Below are 25,327 nucleotides of genomic sequence, written 5' to 3'. Positions count from 1 at the left end.
CGACTTCAGTGGCTTGGGAAACCCGCGGCGCAGAGGACGTTCGCGCCGCTGCCCAGCTTCGAGGGTGCACACTCCGCCGCGCGCTTCACGGCGTCCGCCACGACGCCCGGCGTGAGCAGCTCCGGCAGCACCTCCGGCTTGTCGGGGGCGCCCGGGCTCAGCACCGGTACATGGGCACACCGGCCCGGCCGTGTTCGGCCAGCTTGGTGGTGATGCTCGCGTCCCGGCGCGTCCAGTCCGCGATGAAGAAGGCCACCTGGTGCTTGTTGAAGGCGTCCCGCACCTCGTCGGTGGACAACACGGTGCGCTCGTTGAACTTGCAGGTGAGGCACCAGTCCGCCGTGAAGTCGATGAACACCGGCTGGCCCGCCGCCAGCGCCGCGTTCACCGCGTCCGCGCTCCACGGCTGCGCCTGCGCCACCGTGGACCCGAGCCGAGGCGCCTCCACGGGGTCCTGGTCATCGAAACGCAACGTCAGCAGCCCTGACGCCACGAGCACGCCCGCGGCCACCGCCACGGTGGCCATCTTGCGCACGCCGTCCTGCGCCTGCCCCTGGCCGTAGAGCCACGTGACGAGCCCCACCGCGACCAGGAACGCCAGCAGCCGCGCCATGCCGTCCACGCCGGCCAGCCCGCCCATCACCCACACCAGCCAGACGGTGGTGGCCAGCAACGCGAAGCCCAGCACCTGCTTGAAGCGCTCCATCCACGCGCCCGGCTTGGGCAGCTTCTTCGCCAGTCCGGGCACCAGCACCAGCACGCAGAAGGGCAGCGCGAGCCCCAGACCCAGCGCGGTAAAGACGGCCAGCACCGTCACGGGGCCCGCCGCGAAGGCGAAGCCCACCGCGGTGCCCAGCAGCGGCGCCGAGCACGGCGTGGCCAGCACCACGGCCAGCACGCCCTCGCCAGCGCTGTGCATCAGGCCGTGGCTCTGGTCTACCTTGCCCGCCAGCGCCGTGCCGTCCAGGCCCACGTTGAAGACACCGAAGAGGTTGAGCGCGAAGGCGACCAACACCGCGCACACACCCGCGACGAAGAGCGGCTCCTGGAACTGGAAGCCCCAGCCCACGCTCGCGCCACCCGCGCGCACCGCCAGCACGACGCTGGCCAGCAGCAGCATGGTGCCGATGATGCCCGCCGCGTAGGCCGCCGCATGCGCGCCGACGCGGCCCCGCTCCTGCTGCACCATGCGCGTGAAGCCGTAGGCCTTGAGCGCCAGCACGGGGAACACGCACGGCATCAGGTTGAGCAGCGCGCCGCCGAAGAAGGCGAACACCAGCGCCAGCCCCAGGCCCATGGACGACTCGGCCGCGGGCGGCGTGGCGATGGCGGCGCCCACCGGCTTCACTGCCGCGATGCTGTCCTTCACCGACGGCGGCTTCACCGCGGCCGACGTCCCAGCCGCGCCACCGGCCGCCACCATGGGGGCCAGCGGCGCCGCCACCTCGAGGTACTGGTAGCCCGTGGCCGCCGTGCCCAGGCGCATCACGCCCGTCAGGCCCGGCGCCGACGCCTGCACGTCCGGCTCCGCCTTGCCCTTGAGCTTGAAGCGGCCCGGACCGTCCGAGGCCAACCCCACGCGCACGACGCCGGGGATGCGGTCTGCAACGAAGAAGTCACCTTCCACCGCGGGCACCGCCGCGCCACCCGAGGCCGTCAGGGTGAGGGTGCCGGTGAAATCCTGGCCCGCGGTGAGCTGCGGCGCATCCAGCGCCACCGTCGCCGCGTGGCCGCTGTCCTTGGCGGGACGGGGCACCTTGGCCAGCTCGGTGTCGAAGACAGCCGCCGTCTCGGCGTCGCGCACCGTCTGGGGACCCAGGGGAATGGAGCGCGTCAGCATCAGCTCCGCAGGAATGCAGTGCACCTCACACACCAGCGCTTCCACGGCGGCGGACACCGTCAGCAGACCCGTGGAGGGTCCTTCCACGGCCTTCGCGTCGGCGACGAGGATGGCCTCACCGTCATAGCCATGGGTGGTGATGAAGCCGTCGGGCGTGCGGAACGTCTGCGGGAAGGGCCACTGCAGCGGCCCCACGGTGACGCCGGGCGTGTCCCACGCCACTTCCGTCTCCAGGCCGGAGTCGCCCGGGTTCTTCCAGTAGACGTGCCAGCCCGGATCCAACCGGAAGCGCACGCCCACCCGGAAGGTGTCTCCCGGCTTCACCTGGGTGGCGTCCACCAGGAGGGCACCCTCGATGCGAGGGTCACCTTCGTCCGGCGCGCTCGATGCCACCGCCGACGCAGGCAGGTCCGCCCACGCGACCGCCGCCACCAGCAGCAGTCCGATTCCACCAACAACGCCGAGCCTCTTGGACTGCTGATGCGTCATGCGACTCCCGTTAACCCAGAGGAGGCCGGCCCGCTAGCGGCAGACACGTGCCTCCGAGCACAGTGAACCATCCGGGCAGGCGGGCATTCCCCTCGCATGACGCGCCACGCCCACTCCCAGGCGGACGGTCCGAGCAGGAGGGGTTACAGCGTCACAGAGGTAACGTCATGAACCCACAAGAGCAGCCGAGCGACGGGCGTCAGTCCTCGGTCTTCCAGGGCAGCAGCGCGGGCGCCGCGGGGCCCACGCGGCTCATGGTGATGCGGGAGACCTCGGAGTGCGCGCGGCGCATCACCAGCGCGGGGAGCTTGTTTGCCCGGCGCTCTATCACCCGGCGCAGGTCCGCCAGCCGCTCCACGTGGCGTTGCGCGGGCACCTCCGCCGAGCCGAGCCGCGCGAGTTTGTAGAGGGCGACGTCCGCGGCCTCCAGCGCCCGCTCCGCGGCGTCCTGGTGACGGCGGCCCAGGGCCTTCCACGCAGCGGCTTCACCGGCGACCAGGTCCAGCTCGGCGGACACGGCGCGCACGAAGCGGCCCGCGTCACTGTCGGGCAGCACACGCGTCACTGGCACGCTGATGCGCCGCGTATCGCCGCGCTCGGAGTAGGACGTGGACACGCCCAGGTTCCACTCCGCATCCCCCAACATGCCCGAGAAGAGGACGCGGCGCGGGAAGGCCTGGGAGATGGCGCCCAGGGTGGCGCTCATGGCGTCGCCTTCCACGCGCGAGGGATAGCGGTGGCGGCAGCGGACGTCGGCGAAGCCCGAGGGCAGCACGTGCACGCGCGCGTCGGCGACGACTTCACCGAAGAGCTCGGCGCCCAGCTGGCCCACGGCCATGGGCAGACCTTCCGGGTCATCCACGTGCACGAAGCCGGTGCCGGAGGGGCTGGTGAGGGCCTCCAGGATGTCGGGCAGGTAGTGGCGGCCCAGCCCCAGCGCGTGGAGCATGACGCCGGACTCTGCGATGCGGGCGCCCTGGGTCTTGAACTCGGCGAGCTGCGACGGGCCCACCGAGGGCTCGCCATCGGTCAGCATCAGCACCTGGGGCCGGGCGCCGGGCACGAGCACGCGGCGGGCGGACTCCGAGGCGCGCTCCACGGCCTCGTGCAGGGCGGTCCCCTCGCCGGACTCCAGGCGCGCGAGCACCTTGAGGAGCTGCGCCCGGGCATTGGGGTCCATGGCGCGCATGGGGAGGACCTGCTCGGGCTCGGCGTCGAAGGTGAGCAGGCCCAGGTAGTCGCGTGGGCTGGCGCGCTCCACGAGCGCCTGGGCGGCTTGCACCGCGGCGAGCAGCGGCACGCCACGCATGGAGGCGCTGCGATCCAAGGCGAGGTTGATGGCCACGGGTGCGCGGGGGGCGTCGGCGTCGGCTTCCAGGGTGACGAGGAGGAGCACCTCGCGGCCATGCTCGGCGTCACGCTCCACTGCCCAGGCCGTCTGCTTCATACGTACTCCCCCGTGGTCGCACGAGGCATTGTGCCGCGAATCAATCTGCGGGAGCGGACCGCCCCCGATGCCGGAAGTCTCATGGGCCACAACGCACGGGAGAGGGGGACGCGCTCGGGCAGGCTGCGGGGTCTGAGAATGTCGGGAGTCGTGCTTTGGAGCAAGGGGGCCCGGGGGCTCACTTGGGGAGCCACCACGCGGGTATCCATTGCCCCGGCTACCGCGAGTGCCCCCGCGCGTCCACCGGCCGCGGGGGCCGCGAATTACTCGGCCGCAGTCCAGCCGCCCCACGACTCCTCGGAGTAGCCCCAACGGCGGCCGGGCGCGCCCTCGTCGGCCTCAGAAGACTCCGCGCCACCGTCCTGCCGCGGATCCACATAAGGCAAACCTTCATCGTCCATGTACGTGGTGTCGTCGTGAACCATCGCCGGCTCCTCTGGAGGCCACCCAGGTGAAGGGGGGCATCCCGCTTCGGTCGACCCGGGCTCGCCCCATGCGAGGCCCGCTCCATTATTCGTTGACCGATTTACCGACCATGTTGAGTATGTCGCCTCGCGTTGTAAAGGCCTTGGGGTCTCAAAGTTTCGGGGGCCATGTCGCCCGCTTGCCTACCTGCCTGCCCTCCAGCGAAGAGTGTTCGTATTTACAGGCAGTTACGAACAGTCAGACGCCAGACAGTGCCCGTGGCAATCGCACAAGGTAAGCCCTGGGCCCGAAAAAGGAACCCCCACAGCGGTTTACTGCCGGGTATTTTCAAAGGATGCCTGGCTGCCGTCCGCCACTGGTAAATCCGTGCGATGGCCGCTCACTCCCCAGAGGACCCGGGCCGCGTTCTCCAGTGAAGGACACCTGGGGCAGCAGGGTGCTTGATTCGAGAATCACCCCTGTTAGGGTTGAAGTGCACTCAAGAATTGCCGCGACGCGGCAGCCCGGGCTCATCCGCCGCGGCGCCCGAGAGGTCCTCAGAGTCCCATGAGTCCCATCATCACCGGCCTGTTGCTAGCCCTCGCCATTCCCATCTTCGTCATGACCATGTCCGGTCGCGTGGGCGTCCTGCTCGCGATGAAGAAGGAGAACCGGCTCGACAACATCCCCTTCCGCGTGGCGCAGCTGGTGCGCTTCGGCCTTGGCCAGAAGCGACTGGTGGACCCGGAGGAGTTCACGCCGGGCCTGTTCCACGTCCTCATCTACGCGGCCTTCATGGTGCTGGCCCTGCGCACCATCATGCTCTTCGCCATGGGGTTTTCGACCACGGCGCTGGACGTGCTGACCGACCTGGGCCACCCGTTCTGGGCGGATCAATCCGCGCTGCTCTTCGTCTACAAGCTCTACCTGCTGGCCAAGGACGTGGTCGCCGCGCTGGCCCTGCTGGGCGTGGCCTACTACATCTGGGTCCGCTGGAAGGTGAAGCCGGACCGCCTGACGCCGTCGTGGGAGGCGTACCTCATCCTGTGCTTCATCGGCGGGCTGATGGTCTCCGAGTTCCTGTTCGGCGGCAGCCACATGGTGGCCGCGCACGCCGCGCAGGCGCAGGTGGGCGCCGCGCAGGTGCCCCAGTCCCCCGCCGCGCTGGTGTGGTGGGAGCCGTTCACCAGCCTGACGGGCCTGGCGATGATGCCGCTGGGCGCCACCGCCGCGCACGTGGTGGGCACGGCCGGCTTCTGGGTTCACCTGGTCATCATCCTGGCGTTCCTGAACTTCCTGCCCATCGGCAAGCACTTCCACATCATCACCGGCCTGCCCACCGTCTTCTTCCAGCGCACCCACTCCACCGGCAAGCTGCCCACGCCGGACCTGGAGAAGGAGGACTTCGGCACCGCCACGGTGAAGGACCTGACGTGGAAGCAGGGCATGGACCTCTACTCCTGTACGGAGTGTGGCCGCTGCCAGACGCACTGTCCGACGTACATCACCGGCAAGCCGCTGACCCACAAGGGCGTCAACCAGGACCTGAAGCATTGGATCTGGGACAACGAGCAGTGGGTGGAGGAAGGCTACGGCCCCAATGGCATCAAGGAGCCGCTGCCCGAAATCATCGGCAGCGCGCTGTCGGCGGAGACCGTGTGGGCGTGCACGAGCTGCGGCTGGTGCGAGCAGGCCTGCCCGGTGTTCATCGAGAACGTGCCGCGCCTCATCGACATGCGCCGCTACCAGGTGCAGGTGAAGGCGGAGTTCCCCCCCGAAATCCAGCGCGTGTTCGAGGGCATCGAGCGCCAGGGCAACCCCTGGGGCCTGGGCCAGGACCGGCGCGACGAGTGGGCGGAGGACCTGGCGCTCCCCACGTGGGGTGACGACGGCGGCCCCTACGAGTACCTCTTCTTCGTGGGCTGCGCGGGCAGCTACGACGACAAGCAGAAGAAGGTCAGCCGCGCGCTGGTGAAGATTCTGCGCGAGGCGGGCGTGAGCTTCGCCACGCTGTCGAAGCAGGAGATGTGCAACGGCGACTCCGCGCGCCGCATGGGCAACGAGTACCTGTTCCAGACGATGGCGAAGACGAACGTCGAGACGTGGAACTCGATGGGCGTGAAGGCCGTCATCACCCAGTGCCCGCACTGCTTCAACACCATCAAGAACGAGTACCCGGAGTTCGGCGGCGAGTACCGCGTCATCAACCACACGCAGCTCATCAACGAGCTGCTGAAGGAGAAGCGCATCAAGCTCTCCGCGGTGATGAACAGCAAGCTCACCTACCACGACCCCTGCTACCTGGGCCGCCACAACGGCGTCTACGACGCCCCCCGCGAGGTGCTCAACAGCATCCCCGGGCTCGAGGTGGTGGAGATGCAGCGCAGCAAGCGCGAGGGCTTCTGCTGCGGCGCCGGCGGCGGCCGCATGTGGATGGAGGAGCACATTGGCACGCGCATCAACCACAACCGGTTGAACGAGGCCGCGCTCACGCTGAAGCACGCCGAGGACCCGAACACGCCCTACCCCAACGCCGCGGACAAGAAGAAGCCGGGCCAGGTGGGCGACTACAAGGAGAAGGGCGGCAGCGGCATCGTCGCGGTGGCGTGCCCGTTCTGCTCCACGATGCTCTCCGACGCGGTGAACGACACCGGCCGTGAGGAGAACATCAAGATCAAGGACATCACCGAGCTGGTCGCCGACGCGCTGGAGACCAAGAGCGGCGCGGTGGGCACCGTGGCCCCCAGCGCCACGGTGAGCGCCAAGCCGGAGTAGTGCCAGGGGTGCGGCGGGCCTGCTGAAGGGCCCGCCCGCTTCGCTTCACACAAGGGCCCGGAGGCTTCCACCGTGAAGCCCCGGGCCTTCGTCGTTTCAGGGCTTGCGCTGCTTCTCCGAGCGCAGGACGCGCTCCAGCCGCTTCGTGGCGCCGTCGTCCCCCAGCTTGCCGGAGACATACGCCCCCGCGGAGGCGAGCTTGCGGCGGAAGCTGTTGTCCGGCGGAGGCGGCGCGTCCAAGCGCAGGTCGGTGATGCCCAGGCCGGAGAGCAGTGTGCGGGCCAGGTCCTGGTCATCCGCGCGCGCGTGAGGCATCAGCCACTGGCAGACCTCGGTGTGCCCGTGCGCCGCGGCCATGATGAGCGCGGACTCGCCGATGCTGTCCGTCAGCTCGGGGTCCGCTCCCGCCTCCAGGAGGCGTTGCACCAGTCCGCTCGCCCCGCGCGGGCCGCGGCCATCAGCGGCGTGCGCCCCTCCTCGTCGAAGGGGTTCGGGTCCGCTCCAGCGGACAGGTGGGACTCCACGGCGTCACGGTCGCCCGCCAGCACGGCATCGAAGAGGGACATCGTCAGACCTCCGCGCGGCAGCATCGCGCCTCGCGCTCTGGGACGCCAGTTGCCCCCGGGCGCTCGGCGCCCTGGCTCACAGCACGCCGCCCAGCAGGGAAGCTGCGCCCCCCGCCCGTCGGCCGCCCATACCGCGTCGTGTTGGACGTGGCGTCCACGCAGGTCGCCTTACGTCCGGAGCGTCAGTTGATTTCGACCGTGCCGCCCTTGATACGGTGGGTGCCGGAGGCGCGCGACTCCAGGTAGGTGCCTTTCACGATGACCTTGCCGTTGCGGCGCAAGGTGATGCTGGCCTCCCCGCACTTGAGGACGACTTCGTCCTGGCCCTCGATGACGACGCGCTTGCCGTCGACATGGGCCTCTGTCGGGCGCAGCGCGGCTTCTGGGGGTGGTGATTCCAGCAACGCGTCCAACAGCGGCGTCGTGCTGGGCTCCTGGATGAGCCCCATGACGAAGGGCAGCCGGGGGTCTCCGTTCTCGAAGAGGAGCACCGCCTTCTGCCGCTGGGCGACGGCGGCCTGGAGCGCCTTCGGCTCCACGACGACGGCGAGCCGCGCGGCCACCGGGCCCGAGGGGTTCCCCGGAAAATCCACGAGCACCGCGCCACTGGCATCGACGCCCACCAGATGGCCGGCCCGGCTCCCCAGGATGGGCTCCTGGGATTGCGCGCCAGAGGCAAGGGACCTGCTGTCGGGTGACTCGCTCATGCCGGCATCTCCATGCGTCAGGCTACCGCAGGCGCCTCCCACGGCGCGAATCCGGCCCGAACCGCCTTCCCTCGGACGCCAGGCAGGCGGCGCTGGCGCCACCCCACCGGGTCCGAGGTCAGCGGCTCCAGGTCAAATCGGCCCGTAGGACGGTTCCGCGGCGCTGGGCACCGCCAGCGACACCGAGCCCGTGCTCAGGTTCGCGCGGTAGATGCCCGTGTCGCTCCCGCCAGCGCTGATGAGGAAGCCCAGCTGGCTGGCGCCCGTCCAACTCGGCCACGACTCCTCGCCCGCCCCGCCACTGGTGACGCGCTGGAGCGCCCCCACGTTCGAGCCCGACAACTGCCCCACGAAGATGCGCGTGCCACCGGAGGACAGGCGCCCATCCAGCGCCACCTGGGAGCCGTTCGGAGACACCGCCACGCGGTTCTCCACGAACTGCACGCCCGCGCTCAGGGAGGAGTAGGTGATGGTGCCCCCGTTGAGCGGCACGTGCGCAAGCTGGTCGAGCTGGTTCAACCCGCTGCCCGCGCCCGCCAGCACCGCGCTCCCGTTGGGCAGGAAGGACGGCGCGCCGTAGGCGATGACGTTGTTGGGCGTGAGCTCCTGGAAGCCGCTGCCGTCCGTGTTGATGCGCGCCAGCGCCGTCTGGGAGCTGTTGCCCGGTGAGAAGACGAAGACGACGCTGCGTCCATCCGGACTGAAGGTGGGCGTGCGGAAGTTGGAGCAGCCGCGCGCGCACGTCGAATCATTCGCCCGGAACAGCGTGGAGGGCGTGCCGCCCGAGGTGGGCACCGTCAGCAGCGAGGTGGTGCCACCGCTGCGCTGGACGAACACCACGCTGCGGCCGTCGCGCGACACGGAAGGCCAGTAGGCGCCGCCCACGCTGGTCAGCCGCTGCGGGCTGTTGGCGTCGCCGTTGTCGTCCACCACGAAGACGTTGCGGTCGTCCTCGCGCACGAAGGCGAAGCCGCGGGTGAAGAGGACGTCCCCGATGCCGCCGCCGCCACCGTCGTCCAGGGGCTCGCAGCCCCCCAACATCCCCACCGCCAAGACCGCTCCGAGGAACCTCCGCTTGCCCGTCATCGTCATCACTCCGCTTCCCGGCCGATAGAGAGCCCCGTACTACAGAGCGCACCGGGACTGACGTCAACGCGCCACGGGTGATTCAACGCACGGTCAAGGTCAGCGGTTGAGCTTCTGGAGCTCGTTGCGGCAGAGGTTGCAGAGCGACAGTTGCTTGCGGTCGCAGTCCTGCGGCGTCTGCGCGAAGAACATCACGCACCGAGGGTCCTCGCAGTAGGACAACCCGAGCAGGTGTCCCGCCTGGTGCACCACCTCCACCTGCGCGCGGCGCCGCAACATGTCGCTGGCGGCGCCCTGGGCCAGGCGATGGAGGCTCATCACCGCCGTCTTCGATTCGCGGTCCGCTTCCCCGAAGACGAAAGGCGAGTCCGGGACGAAGAGGTCCACGTCGGAGATGCCCAACACGGCGAACTGGCCGGGCTCCAGCATGGGCGTCAGCCGCCGCATGATGGCGTTGCAGTGGTACTGGCCACGGTCCTTGTTGAAGGCGTAGGCGGGCGTCGGCAATACCGTCTTCGACACCACGGCCGCGACACCCATTTGCGCCGCCAGCGGGTCCTGCAAGTCCCTCAAGAGAGAGGCTGGCGGGCTACCCACGGAGACCAGAAGGAGTGTCTTCTGCGGCATCGGCCCACCGTCCTTCATGCACGGGACGGACGCATGGCTACCGCGTCCCCCCGGAGCGGAGTGGCTGGGGCGCAAGGATTCGAACCTTGATACTCAGAGTCAAAGTCTGATGTCCTGCCATTAGACGACGCCCCAGCAGGTTCTCTCGTGTACTTCTGGTGTCCGAGTGTACGGCATCCCGACGGGTGCGGGGAACTCCCCTGACGCGGTTCTCTGCAATGTCAGCCACTGGACCCCTCGCCCGGGCCCCGGTGACGGCTGAAGCCGGGCGCATTGTCGCTATCCCATTACACCTGGAGTAAAGCCGCCCCCGGATTCTCGCCAGGAGCGGCCTTCCCCCTTCCCGGTCAGCCCTTGAGGACGGCGAGCGGTGTCAGGCGCAGGAGCGGCCGGACGAGGTCGGCCTCGTCCTCCAGCACCTCGGTGATGTCGCGGTAGGCGGCAGGTGCCTCCTCCACCAGGGCGGCGGCGCGCCCCTTGTCGTACACCACGCGGCGCAGCACGTGCTCCAGCGCCGCCGGGCGGATGCGCGCCCGTGCCTCGGCACGGGTGAGGACGCGGCCCGCCCCGTGTGAGCAGGAGCGGAAGGCACGCGGCTCGCCCCGGCCCTCCACGACGTAGGACGCCGTCCCCATGGAACCCGGGATGAGCCCGCGTTGGCCGGCCTGGAGCCCCACCGCGCCCTTGCGGTGGACCCACAGCATGCGGCCCCCGTGCTCCTCCAGGGCGACGTGGTTGTGGTGCACGTCCACGGCCGACGCCGGGTCGGCGGCCACGCCCAGGGCTTCTTCCAGGACGTCCAGCGCGCGAGCGGCGATGGCCTCCCGGTTGGCGAGCGCGAAGCGGCAGGCCCACTGCGTGTCGGCGAGGCAGGCGGCGCCCTCGGCGGTGTGGATGTCCAGGGCCGGCAAGCCGCCCTCCCCGAGCGCCCGGGCCACCCGCCCGTGGTGGTCCGCAATGGCCGCGCCGACGCCCCGCGAGCCGGTGTGCAGCAGCAGCCAGAGGGCCCCGTCCGCATCCCGGTCCAGTTCGAGGAAGTGGTTGCCGCCCCCGAGCGTCGCCGGTGTCTGGGCGCCAGCCGCTCCCAGGCATGGCGCAGCTTCTGGGTGGACAGGGGCGGTGACTCCAGCGCCGGGGGCAAGGGCAGCCCCCGGCCCCGGTGGGCGGCGTCACCCACGGGGATGCGCTCGGCCCACTGAGACAGCACGCGCGCCAGCAGGTCCCGTCCGGGAAGGCCCGAGGTGAGTGGGAAACGCCAGGCGCTCACGCCGCAGCCCAGGTCTCCGCCCAGGGCCCCCGGTACGACGTGGTGCTCGGTGACGAAGACGGTGCCCACTGCGATGCCGGTAGCGACGTGGAGGTCCGGCATGGCGGCCACGTGCTCCACGACATAGGGCTGGGAGGCGATGTGACGCAGCTGCTTCTCCGCGCCGGGAGGCAGCGCTCGGGCCCAGACGAGGATGGGCCTGCAGCCCGGCGCGGACGGAAGGAGACGGGGCATCATGACTCGCCCTCCTCCGCCGCTCCGGACGTGTGCTCCGAGACGCCGATGTAGATGAAGCGAAGCTGCGGCACGCGCTTGAGGTCGAGGTGCTCCGCGAGCTGCGAGCGCAGGTAGCCGCTGGCGCCTTCGAGCGCCGCCTGCAGGGGACGAAGGCCGGCAGCCGCGGCTTCGGGCGTGACGGTGTAGCCGATGCGAACGAGGCGGCCGTCCGGCGACAGCTCGAAGGACGTCAGCGCGACGCCTTCGAGCCTCGGGTCGGACAGCTCCCCCCGGAAGGTGCGGGAGACTTCTTGGGACAGATGGGACTGCACGCGCAGATGGCGCGATGACGAGGTACGGCGATTCCTGGAAGAGGACATGAGAGGACGAACGGTTCCCAGAAGGCCGCGCGTGCCCCTCGTGCGCGCCCGGCTTCAAGCCGTCAGCGACGCACGAGACACACGCCGGCCCATTGCACGGAGACAAAGGCTCCGCGCACATGCCGAATCCAAGGCCCTGGAAGCGCGCTCCGTCCCGCTCAGCGAGGGAGGCGGCCCACCCGGTTCAGCACGTTCAGCGCGGAGCGACCCGAGACTCCATTCAAGACACGTCCCATGGCACACCTCCCGCCGCGTGCGTGACTCCCGCGCGGACCGTGATGCTGCGCACGCAAGATGTGACCGCCACCCTGCCCGCGTCAAGCGACAGCCCCGGACGGCAGGACGCGGGCAGACCTGACAGCCAACCACCCCTCGGGCCCGTGCCCTGTGTCCGGTGTCGGCGGGTGACCACCCTCACTTTCCAGCAGCGGACGTGCGTCTCAACGCGGCCGTGGGCATGGCCCGCCGCCGCGCTACGCAGCGGGCACGAGGTGAAGGCACATGGCGGAAGCATTCGACGTGGTGGTGATTGGGGCAGGCCCCGCGGGTGAGGTCGCCGGTGCGCGCGCCGCGGAGGCCGGGCTGTCGGTGGCGCTGGTGGAGCATGAGCTGCTCGGCGGCGAGTGCTCGTACTGGGCCTGCATCCCCAGCAAGGCCTTGCTGCGCCCGAGCGAAGCGCGGTGGCTGGCGGAGCATGCCGCCGGCGTGCGCGAGAAGCTCCAGGAGGGCATCGACGCGCGCGCGGTGCTGGCCCACCGGGATTCGATGGTCAACAACTACCAGGACGACTCCCAGGTGAAGTGGGCCGAGGGCGCGAAGCTGAGGGTGATGCGGGGCACCGGCAAGCTCACGGGCCCGCGCAAGGTACGCGTGGAGAACAAGGACGGCACCGTGCGGGAGCTGGAGGCCCGAAAAGCCGTGGTGCTGGCCACCGGCAGCCATCCGCGCATCCCGGACATCCCGGGGCTGAAGGACGCCCAGCCCTGGGACAACCGCCAGGGCACCGGCGCCGCAGGTGCCCAAGCGGCTGGTGGTGCTGGGCGGCGGCGCGGTCGGGGTGGAGCTGGCCCAGGCGTGGCGCTCGCTGGGCTCCGAGGTGACGCTGGTGCAGCGCGGAAAGAGGTTGCTGTCCCGCGCGGAGCCCTTCGCCAGCGAGCAGGTGGCCCAGGCGCTGCGAGATGCCGGCGCGCGCGTCCTGCTGGGAATGAACGTGACGCGCGTCCAGCGGCCCGGCGGCAAGGGCGAGGTGACGGTGACGCTGTCCAATGGCGAGCAGGTCGTCGCGGACGAAATCCTGGTGGCCATGGGCCGCGTGCCCCGCACGGAAGGAATCGGGCTGGAGACAGTGGGGCTCGAGGGCGGCAAGCCCGTGGAGGTGGATGACCAGCTCCGCGCGAAGGGCGTGGACGGCGGCTGGCTCTACGCGTGCGGCGACACCAATGGCCGCAACCTCCTCACCCATATGGGCAAGTACCAGGCCCGCATGGTGGGCGACGTCATCGCGGGCAAGCAGGCAAGAGCGTGGGCGGACGCGAAAGCCACCCCACAAGTCGTCTTCACCCACCCGCAGGTGGCCAGCGTGGGCCTCACCGAGGCCAAGGCACGCGAGGCCGGGCTGCCGGTGCGCACGGTGGAGCAGCAGCTCCAGGACGTGCCCGGCACGTCGCTGGTGGGCAAGGGCCTCACGGGCACCGTGAAGTGGGTGGTGGACGAGAAGCGCCGGGTGCTCGTGGGCGCCACGTTCACCGGGCCGGAGGTGGGAGAGATGCTCCATGCGGCCACCATCGCCGTGGCGGGAGAGGTACCGCTCGACACGTTATGGCACGCGGTGCCGTCGTTCCCCACCATGAGCGAGGTGTGGTTGAAGCTGCTGGAGACGTACGGCCTCTAGCGCCGCCCCCCTCCGTTGCGTGCGCGGGGGTGGGCGTGGAATGGTGCCGCTGCCCACCCCACCCCTCCCTACCGATGACCGCCGTCGCCCCGGGGCCCTCCAGCTCCGAATCCCCCCACCGGCCGCGGGTGAGGGGACATCCATTGGAGTGAGCGCGCGCTGGGCGCGCTGGGCCTGGTGGCTCGTGCTGGCCGTCCTGGCCGTGGCCGCCATCGCCGTGGGCCAGCATCCCCGCCGGGGCGTGGACTTCCGCGTCTACCTCATGGCGGCGGAGCGCTTCTGGGAAGCCACGGACATCTACCGCCTGTCCGACGGCCACATGCCGTTCAAGTACGCGCCCATCACCGCGCCGCTCTTCCTTCCCTTCACCCTGCTCCCCGCGCGCGCCGCCGTGGCCCTGTGGAACCTGGGCTCCATCGCCGCGCTCGCCGCCGTGGCCCGCCTCACCATGCGCGCCACGCCTTCGTCGGGGAAGCCACGCCCTGGGCCTGGGCGCCCGCGCTGACGACGCTGGCCCTGCTGCCGGCCTTCACCTTCGAGCTGTTCTACGGCCAGGTGGACGCCGTCATCCTGTTGCTCATCCTCCTGTGCACGCTCGGCGCCGAACGCGGACAGGTGTGGCGCCCTGGCGCCGCCTTCGCCATCGCCTTCCTACTCAAGCCGCCCGCCGCCCTCGTCGGCCTCTTCTTCCTGTGGCGCCGGCACTGGCGCGTCATCGGCGCCACCGCCGTGGTGGGCGGGGTGCTCACCCTGCCCACGCTCGCCCGCTACGGCTGGGACGGCACGCTGGTCCAGTTCCAACTGTGGAGCGACACCCTGGCGCGCACCACGCCGCCCTGGGCGCTCCAGTCCAACACCCAGGGCCTGCCCACCGTGCTGCTGGCGCTGGTGTACCCGCCCGACACCGTGGTGCCCCCGGTGACATGTCGCTGGCGCAGGCCGCGGCGCTGGTCCTCTTCGTCGCCGCCGTGGTGTGGGCAAGACCCGGGCCGGCGGACCTCATCGCCGTGTGTTGCCTGGGTGTCACCCTGCTGTCACCGCTGGCGTGGCGCGCGAACTACGTGCTGGCCTGGCCGTTGATCCGCGCCGCGGTGGAGAGCCGCCACCGGCCCAACCTGGTGCTGGTGGCGCTCATCGCCCTCACGGGTCTCCTGGTCTCTGACTCGGGACTGGGCGCGGAATGGAGCCGCCACGTCCTCCTGTGGCGCCCCTTCGCGCTCGTCTACACCGCGTTGCTGATCGCCCTGCTGTCGCAGATGCGCCGCATGGGCGCACCGCGAGCGGTGGCGGACGCCGACGCCGTGTCACGCCTGCCACGTTGCTTTGGTGGCGGGCTCGCGCCGTGACGCTCCCGTCAATTTGATGGAAGCAAAGTGTCACGGGCCCCGGACAGGCCCGACACATGGCGTCGCTATATGCGCGTCCAGTCATGTTCGAGACCTTCGACAGCGGCCCGGACGTCCAATCAGCGCGGCGGTTCGCGCTCTCCACTACGGCGTCCGTCGCCGTGTTCGCGCTGATGGGCATCGCCGCCGTCACCGCTGCTGGCAAGGTGACGGAAGTCATCAAAGAGAAGAAGGGCACGGACGTGGTGTTCCGTCCGCCGCCCCCTCCTCCGCCACCCCCCGTGGTCGAGGCGAAGCCGCCGCCTCCGCCCCCTCCTCCTCCCAAGCCGAAGCTGGCCCCCAAGCCCGCGCCGCCCGCCGCCGCGAAGGCGCCGCCGCCGGCCGCGCCCACCGTGGCGCCCGCGCCCATCGTCGTTCCCAAGGAAGTGCCGCTGGAGAAGCCGCCCGAGGCCGCGACGGAGACGGTGGCCGCCGCGCCCATCGCCGTGGGTGGCACCGGCGCGCTCCTTCCCGGCGGTGTGGTGGGCGGCGTCCCCGGCGGTGACACACTCGCCGGTGGTGGCGGTCGCGTCGCGCCCATCAATCTCCCGGAGTCCGGCACGCCGCCGGAGCCCCTGTCCTCCAACCTCACGCCCGAATACCCCTCCGAGGCCCGCTCCAAGGGCCTGGAAGGCATGGTCATCCTCAAGGGCGTGGTGGGCGTGGATGGCCGCGTCAGCCAGCTGAAGGTGATGCGCGGCGACGAGCCCTTCGCCAGCGCGGCCATGGCCGCCGCGAAGACGTGGCGCTTCAAGCCCGCGGTCGTCGGCGGTCAGCCCACCGCGGTGTTCCGCATCTTCAAGGTTCCGTTCCGTCTCAAGTCGTAAGCCGAAAAGGCCTCACCCGCACCTGCCCCCCAGGAGCAACCCGTCATGAATTTCAATCTCAGGGACATCTACAACCACATGGGTGTGTTCGCGCTGGGCATCGCGTGGACCCTCATCCTCTTCGCCGTCGCGTCCCTCGCGGTGTTCTTCGAACGCCTCTTCGTCTTCTTCCGCTCGCGCTCCATCTCCAAGCAATTCGCGTCCCGCGCCGGTCCGCTCCTCACCCAGCACCAGCACGAGGCGCTGGTGAAGGAGGCGGAGGCCACCAAGGGCAGCCACCTGGCCATGCTGCTGGGCGGTGGCATGAAGCACTTCCTCGCGAAGTCCCGCGTGCCGGCCGGCAAGCTGGGCCCGGTGGAGCTCACGCGCCGTGAGCTGGTCCGCATCAACGAGCGCGTCAGCGCCGACGTGCGCCGTGGCATGTCCGTGCTCGCCACCGTCGGCTCGGTGGCGCCCTTCGTCGGTCTGCTTGGCACGGTGGTGGGCATCATCGAGGCCTTCTCCGGCATCGCCAAGGAGGGCTCCGGCGGCCTGGGCGCGGTGTCCGCCGGTATCGCTGAGGCGCTCGTCGTCACGGCGCTGGGTCTGCTCGTCGCCATCCCCGCGGTGCTGATGTTCAACTTCCTCTCCACCCGCGCGGATTCGCTCCAGCTCTCCCTGGACGCCGCGCGGAGCGAGTTCATGGACTACCTGGAGGACCTGGGGCCGCAAAAGCCCGTGGCCACCAACGGCGCCGCGGTGGCCACGGGCCCGGAGCTGGCTGCTCGCAAGGAGTCCCGCGATGTCCACCCCGCGTAGGAGCCTGACACCGGAGATGAACGTGACGCCCCTGGTGGACGTCGTGCTCGTCCTCCTCATCATCTTCATGGTCGTCACGCCCCAGATTGAGTCCGGCGCCGCGGTGGAGCTGCCCACGGCGACGAACCCGGACAAGGAGAACAAGGAGCTGACACCCACCACGGTGAGCCTGTCCGCGACCGGGGCCTTCTTCCTGGACCGCCAGGAGCTCGAGCGCGACGCGCTCATGGCCGAGCTGAAGGCCGTGCGCGCGAAGGACCCGGACTCGCCCGTGGTGCTCAAGGCCGACCGGGGCGTGCGCTACTCCGAGGTGCGCGGCCTCTTCAAGGCGATGCAGGAACTGGGCTTCCCCGGCATCAACCTGCAGGTCGTCGACAAGCAGAAGAACTAGGAGCGCACGCCATGGCATTCGACCTCGGAGGCGGAAAGGGCAGCATCCGCCCGGCGATGAACGTGACGCCCTTGGTGGACGTGGTGCTCGTCCTCCTCATCATCTTCATGGTCGTCACCCCGCTGATGACGAAGCAGATGTGGATGACGGTGCCCGCCAAGGGCGATGACCAGGAGGCCCCGACGCCTCCTCCCGATGCAAAGCCACCGGTGGTCCTCACGGTGGACAAGTCCGGCGTGCTGCGCATCAACCGGGAAGAAGTGCCCCGCGACCAGGTCGTGGCCCGGCTCCAGCGCATGCTCAACGCGCGCCCGGACAAGATTGTGTTCTTCGACGCCAGTGATGATGTGCCGTACGGCGCCGCCATGGACGTGCTGGACCTCGCGCGAGGCGGGGACATCACGGTCGGCGTGCTGCCGGACAAGCTCGCGGATTGATGCAGTGCCGCGGCGGACCGTGACACCCAGTTTGCGGTCCGCCGCCTGAATCGTCACAGCCTCTTCATCCAGATGCCATGCGTGTCGCGTTCTCTACGCGCACCTCGGCAAGGAGTGTCGTGTTGCCTCGCACTGCCCCCTTGCGCGCCATTCTGGCTGCGCTTGTCATGACAGCTACGCCCGTGTTCGCACAGGCGCCCGGCGTTCCGGGTTCGGCTCCCGCTCCCGCGGGCGCCCCCGTCACGCAACCTCTTCCCCCATCCGAGGAAACCCAACCGTCGCAGCCGACGGACACCGCGACGCAGCCGTCTGGAATTGCCGCTCCGCCCACCGCGGATGATCCTTCCACGCAGCAGCCAGGCCCGGAGCCTGCGCCCACCGCGCAGCAGCCTGGCACCGTGACGCCGCCGACGGCCGCGCAGCCCGGCACCGAGGCCGCGCCCACCGTGCAGCAGCCGGGCGTCACGCCCTCGCCCACCGCGCAGCAGCTGGGCGCCACGCCCTCGCCCACCGTGCAGCAGCCGGGCGTCACACCCTTGCCCACCGCGCAGCAGCCCGGCACCGAAGCCGACCCCACCGCGCAGCAGCTGGGCGCCACGCCCTCGCCCACCGTGCAGCAGCCGGGCGTCACGCCCTCGCCCACCGCGCAGCAACCCGGCACCGAAGCCGACCCCACCGCGCAGCAACCCGGCACCGAAGCCGACCCCACGGCGCAGCAGCCCGCAGCGCCGGCTGATGCGTCCATGGAGGCCATGAGCGACGAGGCGATGCTGGCCGAGTCCGCCGTGCCGCCCCCGGGCTTCACCGGCATCTACGGCCGCGTGACGGACGAAGCCAACGGAGAGGGCCTCATCGAGGCCACCGTGAAGGTCGTGGCGGGCGCCCAGAAGCAGGTGCTCACCGACCTGGATGGCTTCTACCGGGTCGCGCTGCCGCCCGGGAAGTACGACCTGCGCGTCTTCTATGACGTGTACCAGGGCCGCCGCATCACCGGCGTCGTGGTGACGAAGGGCAAGGCGACGAAGCTGGACGTCGCGCTCGGCGCGGACGAAGGCGCGGTGCAGGAAGTCGTCGTCGAGGCCCGCGCGGACCGCCGGGCCGAGGGCGCGCTGCTCCAGGAGCGCAAGAAGGCCGCCGCCGTGTCGGACGCCATCAGCGCGCAGGAAATCGCGCGCACGCCGGACTCCAGCGCCTCCGACGCGGTGAAGCGCGTGGTGAGCGCCACGGTGGTGGACGGCCGCTACGTGCTGCTGCGCGGCCTGGGTGGCCGCTACAGCACCACGCTGCTCAACGGCGCGCTGCTGCCCAGCACCGAGCCGGACGAGCCCAGCGTCCCGCTGGACATCTTCCCCACCAGCCTGCTCGCCAACCTCAACGTGGTGAAGAGCTACACACCGGACCTCCCTGGCACCTTCGCCGGCGGCACGCTGCTCATCGAAACCAACTCCTACCCGAGCGAGTTCGAGCTCAAGCCGCGCATCAGCCTGGGCGGCGACTCCGAGACGACGTTCCGCGAGCGCAACAGCCAGGCCCAGGGCGGCTTCGGTGAGAACCTGGGCTTCCCCAGCGGGAGCCGCCAGCTCCCCAACGCGATTCCGCGCGACAGCGGCCTGGGGATGTCGGGCGAGTCCAGCGACGTGCTGGAGCAGCAGTACCGCAGCTTCCCCAACATCTGGCAGGCGCGCCGCACCACCGCGCTGCCCAACATGGGCCTGGGCGTGTCCATGGGCGACACCCTGCGCTTCGGCAACAGCCGGCTGGGCTACCTGGCCAGCGCCAACTACGGTCACCGCGACGGCGTGCAGGAGGGCACCTTCGCCCGTGTCGACCGCGACGAGACGGGCGCGCTCAACGCCCGCGACGCGGCCCGCAGCACGCAGGGCTTCGAGACGGCCAGCCTCAGCGGCCTGGGCAGCGTCGGCTTCCAGTTGGACCGCGACAACGAGCTGACCTGGTTCGGCCTCTACACCCGCGGCACCGACACCCGCACGTTCACCGCGCGCGGCAGCAACATCGTCCGCGGTGAGAGCTACGAGAGCACGCGCCTGCAGTTCGTCAGCCGGCAGCTCTTCTTCAACCAGCTCCGAGGCTTCCACCGCCTGGGTCTGCTGGGAGACGCGGAGCTGGATTGGCAGGCCAACCTGTCCCGCGTGGACCGCGACGAGCCCGACACCCGCGACACCCTCTACAGCGACAACCTCTCCGCGCCGTCGGGCACGCCCACCTTCCCCAACCAGCCCAACAGCGGCGAGCGCTTCTTCGCCGAGCTGGGCGAGACGTCCACGGGCGGCAGCGTCAACGTCACCGTTCCCCTCTCCGCCGTCCGGCTGAAGGTGGGCGGGCTCACCCAGGTGTCCTTCCGTGACTTCGGTGCGCGCCGCTTCCGCTACCTGCTGGGCACCACGCCGGTGGACCGCACGCTCCCCCCCGAGCAGCTCTTCGCCCCGGAGAACCTGGGCACCGGCATCCGCGTGCGCGAGAACACCCGGCCGGACGATGCCTATGACGCGTACCTGGGCATCTTCGCCGGCTATGCGTCCGCGGACGTCCAGCCGACGGACGCCCTCCGCCTGGTGGGCGGCCTGCGCGTGGAGTCCTCCACCCAGCAGCTCACGCTGAAGGACCCGTTCACCGGCGCCTCCGGCGCGGAGAACCGCTCCGAGTACATGAACCTGCTGCCGGCCTTCAACGCCATCTACGCGCTGACGCCCACTGTGAACGTGCGCGCCGGCTACAGCTACACGCTGGCGCGGCCCACCTTCCGCGAGCTGGCACCGTTCATCTACTTCGACTTCGTGCGCCGCCGGAACGTGTCCGGCAACCCGGACCTGCTCCAGACGCGCATCCACAACATCGACGCGCGCGTCGAATGGTTCGCGGGTGAGAACGAGGTCCTGGCCGCCAGCGCCTTCTACAAGCGCTTCCAGGACCCCATCGAGCGCGTCATCCGCAACCCCGAGTCGGGGGACCTCAGCTTCGAGAACGCCGCGGGCGCCAACACCTACGGCCTGGAGCTGGAGGCGCGCGCGTCGCTGGCCCGCCTCACGGAGACGCTGAAGGCCGTGCGCGTGGGCGCCAACCTCACGCTCATCCAGTCCGACGTGGACCTGGGTGACCCCAACGTGGTGGGCGCGCAGACGAACCGGAACCGTCCCCTCCAGGGCCAGTCCCCGTACGTCATCAACCTCAACGTCGGCTACTCGCGCCCCGAAAGCGGCACCGAGCTGACCGTTCTCTACAACGTGTATGGCCGCCGCATCAGCGAAGTGGGCGTCCAGGGCCTGCCGGACATCTACGAAGTGCCCTTCCACCGCGTGGACATCTCGCTGACCCAGCAGCTCGGCTCGGCGCAGCTCAAGCTCACCGCGGCCAACCTCCTCAACTCGAGCGTCACCCTCCGCCAGGAGTCGGTGGACGTGCAGACGTACAAACCCGGCGTCGCCTTCAGCGCGTCGCTGGGCTGGTCCCTCTAACCCGCAGAAGGAAGCACACCCATGAAGCGCCTCTTTGCCTCCCTCCTGACGCTCTCCGCCCTCTCCCTGACGTCTGCCTGCGGCGACGACGACAACACGCCCAACAACCCCAACCCGCCGCCGACGGACACCACCGAGAGCGTGTCCGCCAACATCACCCAGGACACCACCTGGAAGGCGGGCGTCACGTACACGCTGAAGAACTACATCTTCGTGGAGAGCGGCACGCTCACCATCGAGCCGGGTACCCGCATCCTGGGCGACCAGGGCAGCGCGCTCATCATCACCCGCAACGCGAAGATTCACGCGGTGGGCACGGCGCAGGCCCCCATCGTCTTCACCAGCTCGCGGCCCGAGGGCAGCCGCGAGCCCGGTAACTGGGGCGGCGTGGTGCTGCTCGGCAAGGGCCGCATCAACGTGGCGGGCGGCGAGAACACGGTGGAGGGCTTCTTCGCCTCCGGCAACAACCCGCTGACCCAGTACGGTGGCGGCGCCAACCCGGACGACGCGCACGACTGCGGCAAGCTGAACTACGCGCGCATCGAGTTCGCTGGCTTCGAGCTGTCCGAGGACAACGAGCTCAACGGCCTCACCGTGGCCGGCTGCGGCTCGGACACCGACCTGGACTACATCCAGGTCCACATGGGCGCGGATGATGGCGTGGAGTTCTTCGGCGGCTCGGCCAACCTGAAGCACGCCGTCGTCACCCAGACGGACGATGACTCGCTGGACTACGACCTGGGCTACAACGGGAAGATTCAGTTCTTCATCGCGCAGCAGAACGCGGTGGTGGGCAACTTCGGCATCGAGGCCTCCGGCAACAAGAACGACAACGCGGCCACGCCGCGGTCCGCGCCGGAAATCTGGAACGCGACCTTCATTGGCTCCGGCCGTCCGGCGGGCACCAGCCCCGCGCAGTCGGGCATGGTGTTCAACACCGGCGCGGGCGGGAAGCTGAACAACGTCATCGTGGCCCACTTCGCCGACCTGGCGGTGGACGTGAGCGGCACGGCCTCCGCGGCCCTGTGGAACGCGGCCACGCCGGAGCTGTACCTGCGCAACACGTTCTTCTGGAACAACCGCGGCGACACCGTCTCCATCCCCGCGGCGCCGAACCCGACCGTGGACGCTGGCGGCAACATCACCAACCCGGACGTGTCCAACTTCAACGAGCCCGAGCGCGTGCTCGCCTCCGCGCTGAACAACCGCGTGGTGGATCCGCAGCTCACCGACGCGACCCATCTGACGGCGCCGAACTTCATGCCGGTGGCCGGCTCGCCCGCGCTCAACCCGGACTCCGCCGCCACGCCGCCGGCGGGCTTCGACACCTCCGCGCGCTTCGTCGGCGCGGTGGGCACCACCAACTGGCTGGCCGGCTGGACGGCCTTCCCGCAGGACTGACGTCCCCACGCAGAGCTGAGCCGGGCCCCTCCACCGAACGCGGGTGGGGAGCCCGGTCCCATGGCCCGGTCGAGTGCAGCGCGCGGAGGGGGCTCCGGCGACGGCACCCGGCCGGGCCGTGGCCTTTGCAGGGCCTGGAGCCTGCTGGCGGCCCTGGGCCCCTCACCCCGCGCGGCACGCGCCCACGGGGTTGTCATCCCCGGTGGCTCCCCCAACGTTTCCGGTGGCGGGCTCGACTCCTGCCTGCCCAGGAGGAGCCACCGCGATGCGTGACACGATTCAGCAGCCAGGAGCCCGCTTTCCCGCCATGTCTCCACGTGGCGGACGCCTCGGAAGCCAGCGATGGGGACGGCCCGACCGCGGCCTCCAGCGCACATCGGAGGAGCGCCTCCCGCAGCTCGTCTCCGCGCTCGCGGGCGGCGCCCTGCTCACGCTGGGCCTCCGGCGAGGCAAGCTGGGCGGCGTGGCCATGGCCCTGGCCGGTGGCGGCCTGCTCTTCCGCGGCACCCGGACCGAGCAGGAACCCTACGTCCACAAGCACGGCGTCATCGTCCGGAAGCTCCGCCGGCAACGTGGCCGGGACGCCACCGTCGAACTGACGGTGCTCCAGCGCTCCATCACCATCCAAGGCACGCCGGAGGCGCTGTATCGCCGCTGGTGCGACGCGGAGACGCTCAACCAGGTGATGGGACACTTCGCCGACGTCACGTCCTCCGGCGAGGGCCTGCAGCACTGGAAGGTGCCGGGCGTGCTCGGCGCGAAGCTCGAATGGGACGCGGAGGTGGTGGAGGAGAACCCGGGTGAGCTGCTGCGCTGGCAATCCGTGGGGGACACGGCCCTGCCCAACGAAGGCTGGGTGCGCTTCCGCCCCGCGCCGCGGGACTGGGGCACGGAAGTGACGCTCCGCTTCGTCTTCGACCCGCCGGGCGGCGTCGTGGGCGAGAAGGCCGTGCAGCTGCTCGGCGCCGTGCCCGCCGCGCTCGCGCTCAAGGCCCTCAAACGATTCAAGAGCCTCGTCGAGACCGGCGAGATTCCCACCACCCGGCCCAACCCCGCCGCTCGCGAGGGCGGCTACTCCTTCTGAGGAACCTGTCCATGCGCGCACTCTGCTGGAACGGCATCAACGACCTGGGCGTGGAGACGGTGGGGGACCCTCGCATCGTCAACCCGCACGACGTCATCCTCCAGGTGAGGATGTCCACCACCTGCGGCTCCGACCTCCACTTCATCGACGGCTACATCCCGACGATGCGCAAGGGAGACGTCATCGGCCACGAGTTCATGGGCACCGTCGTGGAGAAGGGCCCCGCGGTGAAGAAGGTCCAGGTGGGTGACCGCGTCGTCGTCCCGTCCTTCATTGGCTGCGGCAGCTGCTGGTACTGCCAGCACGACCTCTGGTCCCTCTGCGACAACACCAATCCCAAGGGCGAATTGCAGGAGCCGCTGTTCGGCTATCAGACGGCAGGCATCTACGGCTACACCCACGCCTTCGGCGGCTACGCGGGCGCGCATGCACAGTTCGTCCGCGTCCCTCACGCGGACAACGACTGCTTCCGGGTGCCCGAAGGCGTGACGGATGAACAGGCGCTGTTCCTCTCCGACGCCGTGCCCACCGGCTACATGGGCGCGGACTTCTGCGACATCCAACCCGGCCAGACGGTGGCCGTGTGGGGCTGCGGCGGCGTGGGGCTGATGGCACAGAAGGCCGCGTTCCTCCTCGGCGCCGAGCGGGTGATTGGCATCGACCGCTTCCCCGAAAGACTGAAGCTGGCGCGGGAGAAGGTGGGCGCGGAGACCATCAGCTACGAAGAGGTGGACAGCGTCCTCGACGTGCTGAAGGAGCTCACCGGCGGCCGAGGCCCCGACGCCTGCATCGACGCGGTGGGCATGGAGGCCCACGGTACGGGCGTGGGCGCCGCGTATGACCGCGCGAAACAGGCGATGCGGCTCCAAACGGACCGGGGGCAGGCGCTGCGGCAGGCCATCCTCGCGTGCCGCAAGGGCGGCATCCTGTCCGTGGTGGGCGTCTACGGCTTCATGGACGCGTTCCCCCTGGGCGCCATCATGAACAAGGGCCTCACGGTCCGCGCCGCCCAGCAGCACGGACAGAAGTACCTGCCGCGCCTGCTGGAGCACGTGGTGAAGGGCGAGCTGGACCCGTCCTTCCTCGCCACCCACCGGTTCTCCCTGGAGGACGCGCCGAAGGGGTACGAGCTCTTCAAGAAGAAGCAGGACGGCTGCGTCCGGGCGGTGTTCCTGCCCAACTGACGCGCCAGTCCTCGCGAGGCCGTCCGGTGGCCGCGACACACCGGGCGGCTTCGTTTATCCGCGGCCCGCTCAGGCCTCGGACAACATGCCGTTGCCGGTGTGGTGCGCCGCGGCGGCGAGCGCCTCCGGCGAGGACCCATCCGCGAACAGGGACGCACCCGCGGCGGCGCGGGCCTTGGGAGGGCGGCCCCGGCGGCGGGGCGCGTTCTCATCGTTGCCCTGCGCCGCGCTCGCGGAGTCCACCGCCCCGCCGTCAGCCCGGGCGCCCTTGCGCGCCGCGCGCGGCAGATGGATGCCGTCCAGCCGCGCGCTCAGCTCCACGTTCTCCTCGGAGAAGACCCGCGCGTACGCCAGCGCCCGCTGGCCCTTCTGGAGCAACGCCTCCTGGCTTTCGTGCAGCGCCTGCCGCGCGGACTCCAGCGCCGCCTGCGCGCGCGCCACGGCCTCCGCCTGCGCCCGCACCTGTTCGGCCGCGGCGTCCAGCACCTCGCCGTTCATGTCCGGGAAGCGGACCTCCGCCAGCTCCGTGGTGAACAGCTCGAGCAGCGCACGCAGCGCCGGGGAAATGGGGTCGTTCTCGTTCGAGTCGAACATGCGCGGGCCTCCTGGCTCCTTGCGGGAAGGTGGCCCCTATCTGCCCAGATGTTCAGT

At 70.3% G+C, this 25,327-nt stretch carries 18 protein-coding genes, 1 tRNA gene and 5 pseudogenes; 13 read left to right on the top strand and 11 right to left on the bottom strand.

What is annotated here, in order from left to right; translation table 11 throughout:
- Positions 1 to 5: 5 nt before the first annotated feature.
- The 3 genes and pseudogenes from QEG98_RS01685 to QEG98_RS01675 form a co-directional block, all read right to left on the bottom strand.
- A pseudogene (locus tag QEG98_RS01685) lies at positions 6 to 2,329 on the bottom strand (protein-disulfide reductase DsbD family protein).
- 199 nt (positions 2,330 to 2,528) lie between these two features.
- Positions 2,529 to 3,776, bottom strand: coding sequence for a vWA domain-containing protein (locus QEG98_RS01680; RefSeq protein ID WP_186817951.1), 1,248 nt, complete (start codon positions 3,774 to 3,776; stop codon positions 2,529 to 2,531).
- A 263-nt stretch (positions 3,777 to 4,039) separates the two neighbouring features.
- Complete coding sequence (locus QEG98_RS01675) at positions 4,040 to 4,201, bottom strand: hypothetical protein (RefSeq protein ID WP_167371115.1); 162 nt, start codon at positions 4,199 to 4,201, stop codon at positions 4,040 to 4,042.
- Between the two features lie 547 nt (positions 4,202 to 4,748).
- On the opposite strand from QEG98_RS01675, the gene QEG98_RS01670 reads away from it, so the two are divergent.
- Positions 4,749 to 6,956: a (Fe-S)-binding protein gene (locus tag QEG98_RS01670; protein ID WP_316565497.1), complete on the top strand. Its 2,208-nt coding sequence runs from the start codon at positions 4,749 to 4,751 to the stop codon at positions 6,954 to 6,956.
- Between the two features lie 96 nt (positions 6,957 to 7,052).
- Here the strand turns inward: QEG98_RS01670 and QEG98_RS01665 are convergent.
- The 7 genes and pseudogenes from QEG98_RS01665 to QEG98_RS01630 form a co-directional block, all read right to left on the bottom strand.
- Positions 7,053 to 7,522 (bottom strand): annotated as a pseudogene (locus QEG98_RS01665) (ankyrin repeat domain-containing protein).
- Between the two features lie 182 nt (positions 7,523 to 7,704).
- The gene (locus QEG98_RS01655) at positions 7,705 to 8,229 is read right to left on the bottom strand and encodes a DUF6484 domain-containing protein (protein ID WP_316565494.1); all 525 of its coding nucleotides are present in this window, start codon (positions 8,227 to 8,229) and stop codon (positions 7,705 to 7,707) included.
- A 132-nt stretch (positions 8,230 to 8,361) separates the two neighbouring features.
- Positions 8,362 to 9,324, bottom strand: coding sequence for a hypothetical protein (locus QEG98_RS01650; RefSeq protein WP_316565493.1), 963 nt, complete (start codon positions 9,322 to 9,324; stop codon positions 8,362 to 8,364).
- 90 nt (positions 9,325 to 9,414) lie between these two features.
- Complete coding sequence (locus QEG98_RS01645) at positions 9,415 to 9,942, bottom strand: non-proteolytic archaemetzincin-like protein (protein WP_090490906.1); 528 nt, start codon at positions 9,940 to 9,942, stop codon at positions 9,415 to 9,417.
- 61 nt (positions 9,943 to 10,003) lie between these two features.
- A tRNA-Gln gene (locus QEG98_RS01640) sits at positions 10,004 to 10,077 on the bottom strand.
- Positions 10,078 to 10,289: 212 nt separating this feature from the next.
- Positions 10,290 to 11,446: pseudogene (locus tag QEG98_RS01635) on the bottom strand (RtcB family protein).
- A complete protein-coding gene (locus tag QEG98_RS01630) occupies positions 11,443 to 11,805 on the bottom strand; it encodes a ribosome-binding factor A (protein ID WP_316565492.1) in 363 nt (120 codons plus the stop codon). Before QEG98_RS01630 ends, QEG98_RS01635 begins: the two are co-directional and overlap by 4 nt.
- A 501-nt stretch (positions 11,806 to 12,306) precedes the next feature.
- On the opposite strand from QEG98_RS01630, the pseudogene QEG98_RS01625 reads away from it, so the two are divergent.
- From QEG98_RS01625 to QEG98_RS01570, 12 genes and pseudogenes are all read left to right on the top strand, one after another.
- Positions 12,307 to 12,720: pseudogene (locus tag QEG98_RS01625) on the top strand (FAD-dependent oxidoreductase); the annotation flags it as partial.
- Between the two features lie 100 nt (positions 12,721 to 12,820).
- Positions 12,821 to 13,696: an FAD-dependent oxidoreductase gene (locus QEG98_RS01620; RefSeq protein WP_316565491.1), complete on the top strand. Its 876-nt coding sequence runs from the start codon at positions 12,821 to 12,823 to the stop codon at positions 13,694 to 13,696.
- A 40-nt stretch (positions 13,697 to 13,736) separates the two neighbouring features.
- Positions 13,737 to 14,776, top strand: a pseudogene (locus QEG98_RS01615) (glycosyltransferase family 87 protein).
- A complete protein-coding gene (locus QEG98_RS01610) occupies positions 14,704 to 15,042 on the top strand; it encodes a hypothetical protein (RefSeq protein ID WP_316565490.1) in 339 nt (112 codons plus the stop codon). Before QEG98_RS01615 ends, QEG98_RS01610 begins: the two are co-directional and overlap by 73 nt.
- An 83-nt stretch (positions 15,043 to 15,125) precedes the next feature.
- Positions 15,126 to 15,908 carry an energy transducer TonB gene (locus tag QEG98_RS01605; protein WP_316565489.1) on the top strand — a complete coding sequence of 261 codons (783 nt, stop codon included), beginning with the start codon at positions 15,126 to 15,128 and terminating at the stop codon, positions 15,906 to 15,908.
- A gap of 45 nt (positions 15,909 to 15,953) precedes the next feature.
- Entirely contained in the window at positions 15,954 to 16,706 is a 753-nt protein-coding gene (locus tag QEG98_RS01600; RefSeq protein WP_011550420.1) for a MotA/TolQ/ExbB proton channel family protein, read from the top strand.
- Positions 16,690 to 17,097 carry a biopolymer transporter ExbD gene (locus tag QEG98_RS01595; protein ID WP_316565488.1) on the top strand — a complete coding sequence of 136 codons (408 nt, stop codon included), beginning with the start codon at positions 16,690 to 16,692 and terminating at the stop codon, positions 17,095 to 17,097. The genes QEG98_RS01600 and QEG98_RS01595 overlap by 17 nt, the downstream gene beginning before the upstream one ends.
- Before the next feature lie 11 nt (positions 17,098 to 17,108).
- Positions 17,109 to 17,534 carry an ExbD/TolR family protein gene (locus tag QEG98_RS01590; protein ID WP_316565487.1) on the top strand — a complete coding sequence of 142 codons (426 nt, stop codon included), beginning with the start codon at positions 17,109 to 17,111 and terminating at the stop codon, positions 17,532 to 17,534.
- Positions 17,535 to 18,277: 743 nt separating this feature from the next.
- Complete coding sequence (locus QEG98_RS01585; protein WP_410478102.1) at positions 18,278 to 21,007, top strand: TonB-dependent receptor domain-containing protein; 2,730 nt, start codon at positions 18,278 to 18,280, stop codon at positions 21,005 to 21,007.
- A gap of 21 nt (positions 21,008 to 21,028) precedes the next feature.
- Entirely contained in the window at positions 21,029 to 22,408 is a 1,380-nt protein-coding gene (locus QEG98_RS01580) for a hypothetical protein (RefSeq protein ID WP_316565485.1), read from the top strand.
- A 265-nt stretch (positions 22,409 to 22,673) separates the two neighbouring features.
- Complete coding sequence (locus tag QEG98_RS01575; RefSeq protein WP_316565484.1) at positions 22,674 to 23,492, top strand: SRPBCC family protein; 819 nt, start codon at positions 22,674 to 22,676, stop codon at positions 23,490 to 23,492.
- Positions 23,493 to 23,503: 11 nt separating this feature from the next.
- Positions 23,504 to 24,676, top strand: a complete 1,173-nt coding sequence (locus QEG98_RS01570) for a zinc-dependent alcohol dehydrogenase (protein WP_090490914.1) — start codon at positions 23,504 to 23,506, stop codon at positions 24,674 to 24,676.
- A gap of 69 nt (positions 24,677 to 24,745) precedes the next feature.
- Here QEG98_RS01570 and QEG98_RS01565 read toward each other — a convergent pair whose 3' ends face one another.
- On the bottom strand, positions 24,746 to 25,270 hold the full coding sequence (locus QEG98_RS01565; RefSeq protein ID WP_090490915.1) for a hypothetical protein: 525 nt from the start codon (positions 25,268 to 25,270) through the stop codon (positions 24,746 to 24,748).
- Between the last annotated feature and the right edge of the window lie 57 nt (positions 25,271 to 25,327).

The sequence above is a fragment of the Myxococcus sp. MxC21-1 genome (assembly GCF_032612255.1).
Lineage (GTDB): Bacteria > Myxococcota > Myxococcia > Myxococcales > Myxococcaceae > Myxococcus > Myxococcus virescens.
The sequence above is the reverse complement of the archived record's forward strand: the minus strand, read 5'-3'. Positions and strand labels throughout refer to the sequence as shown.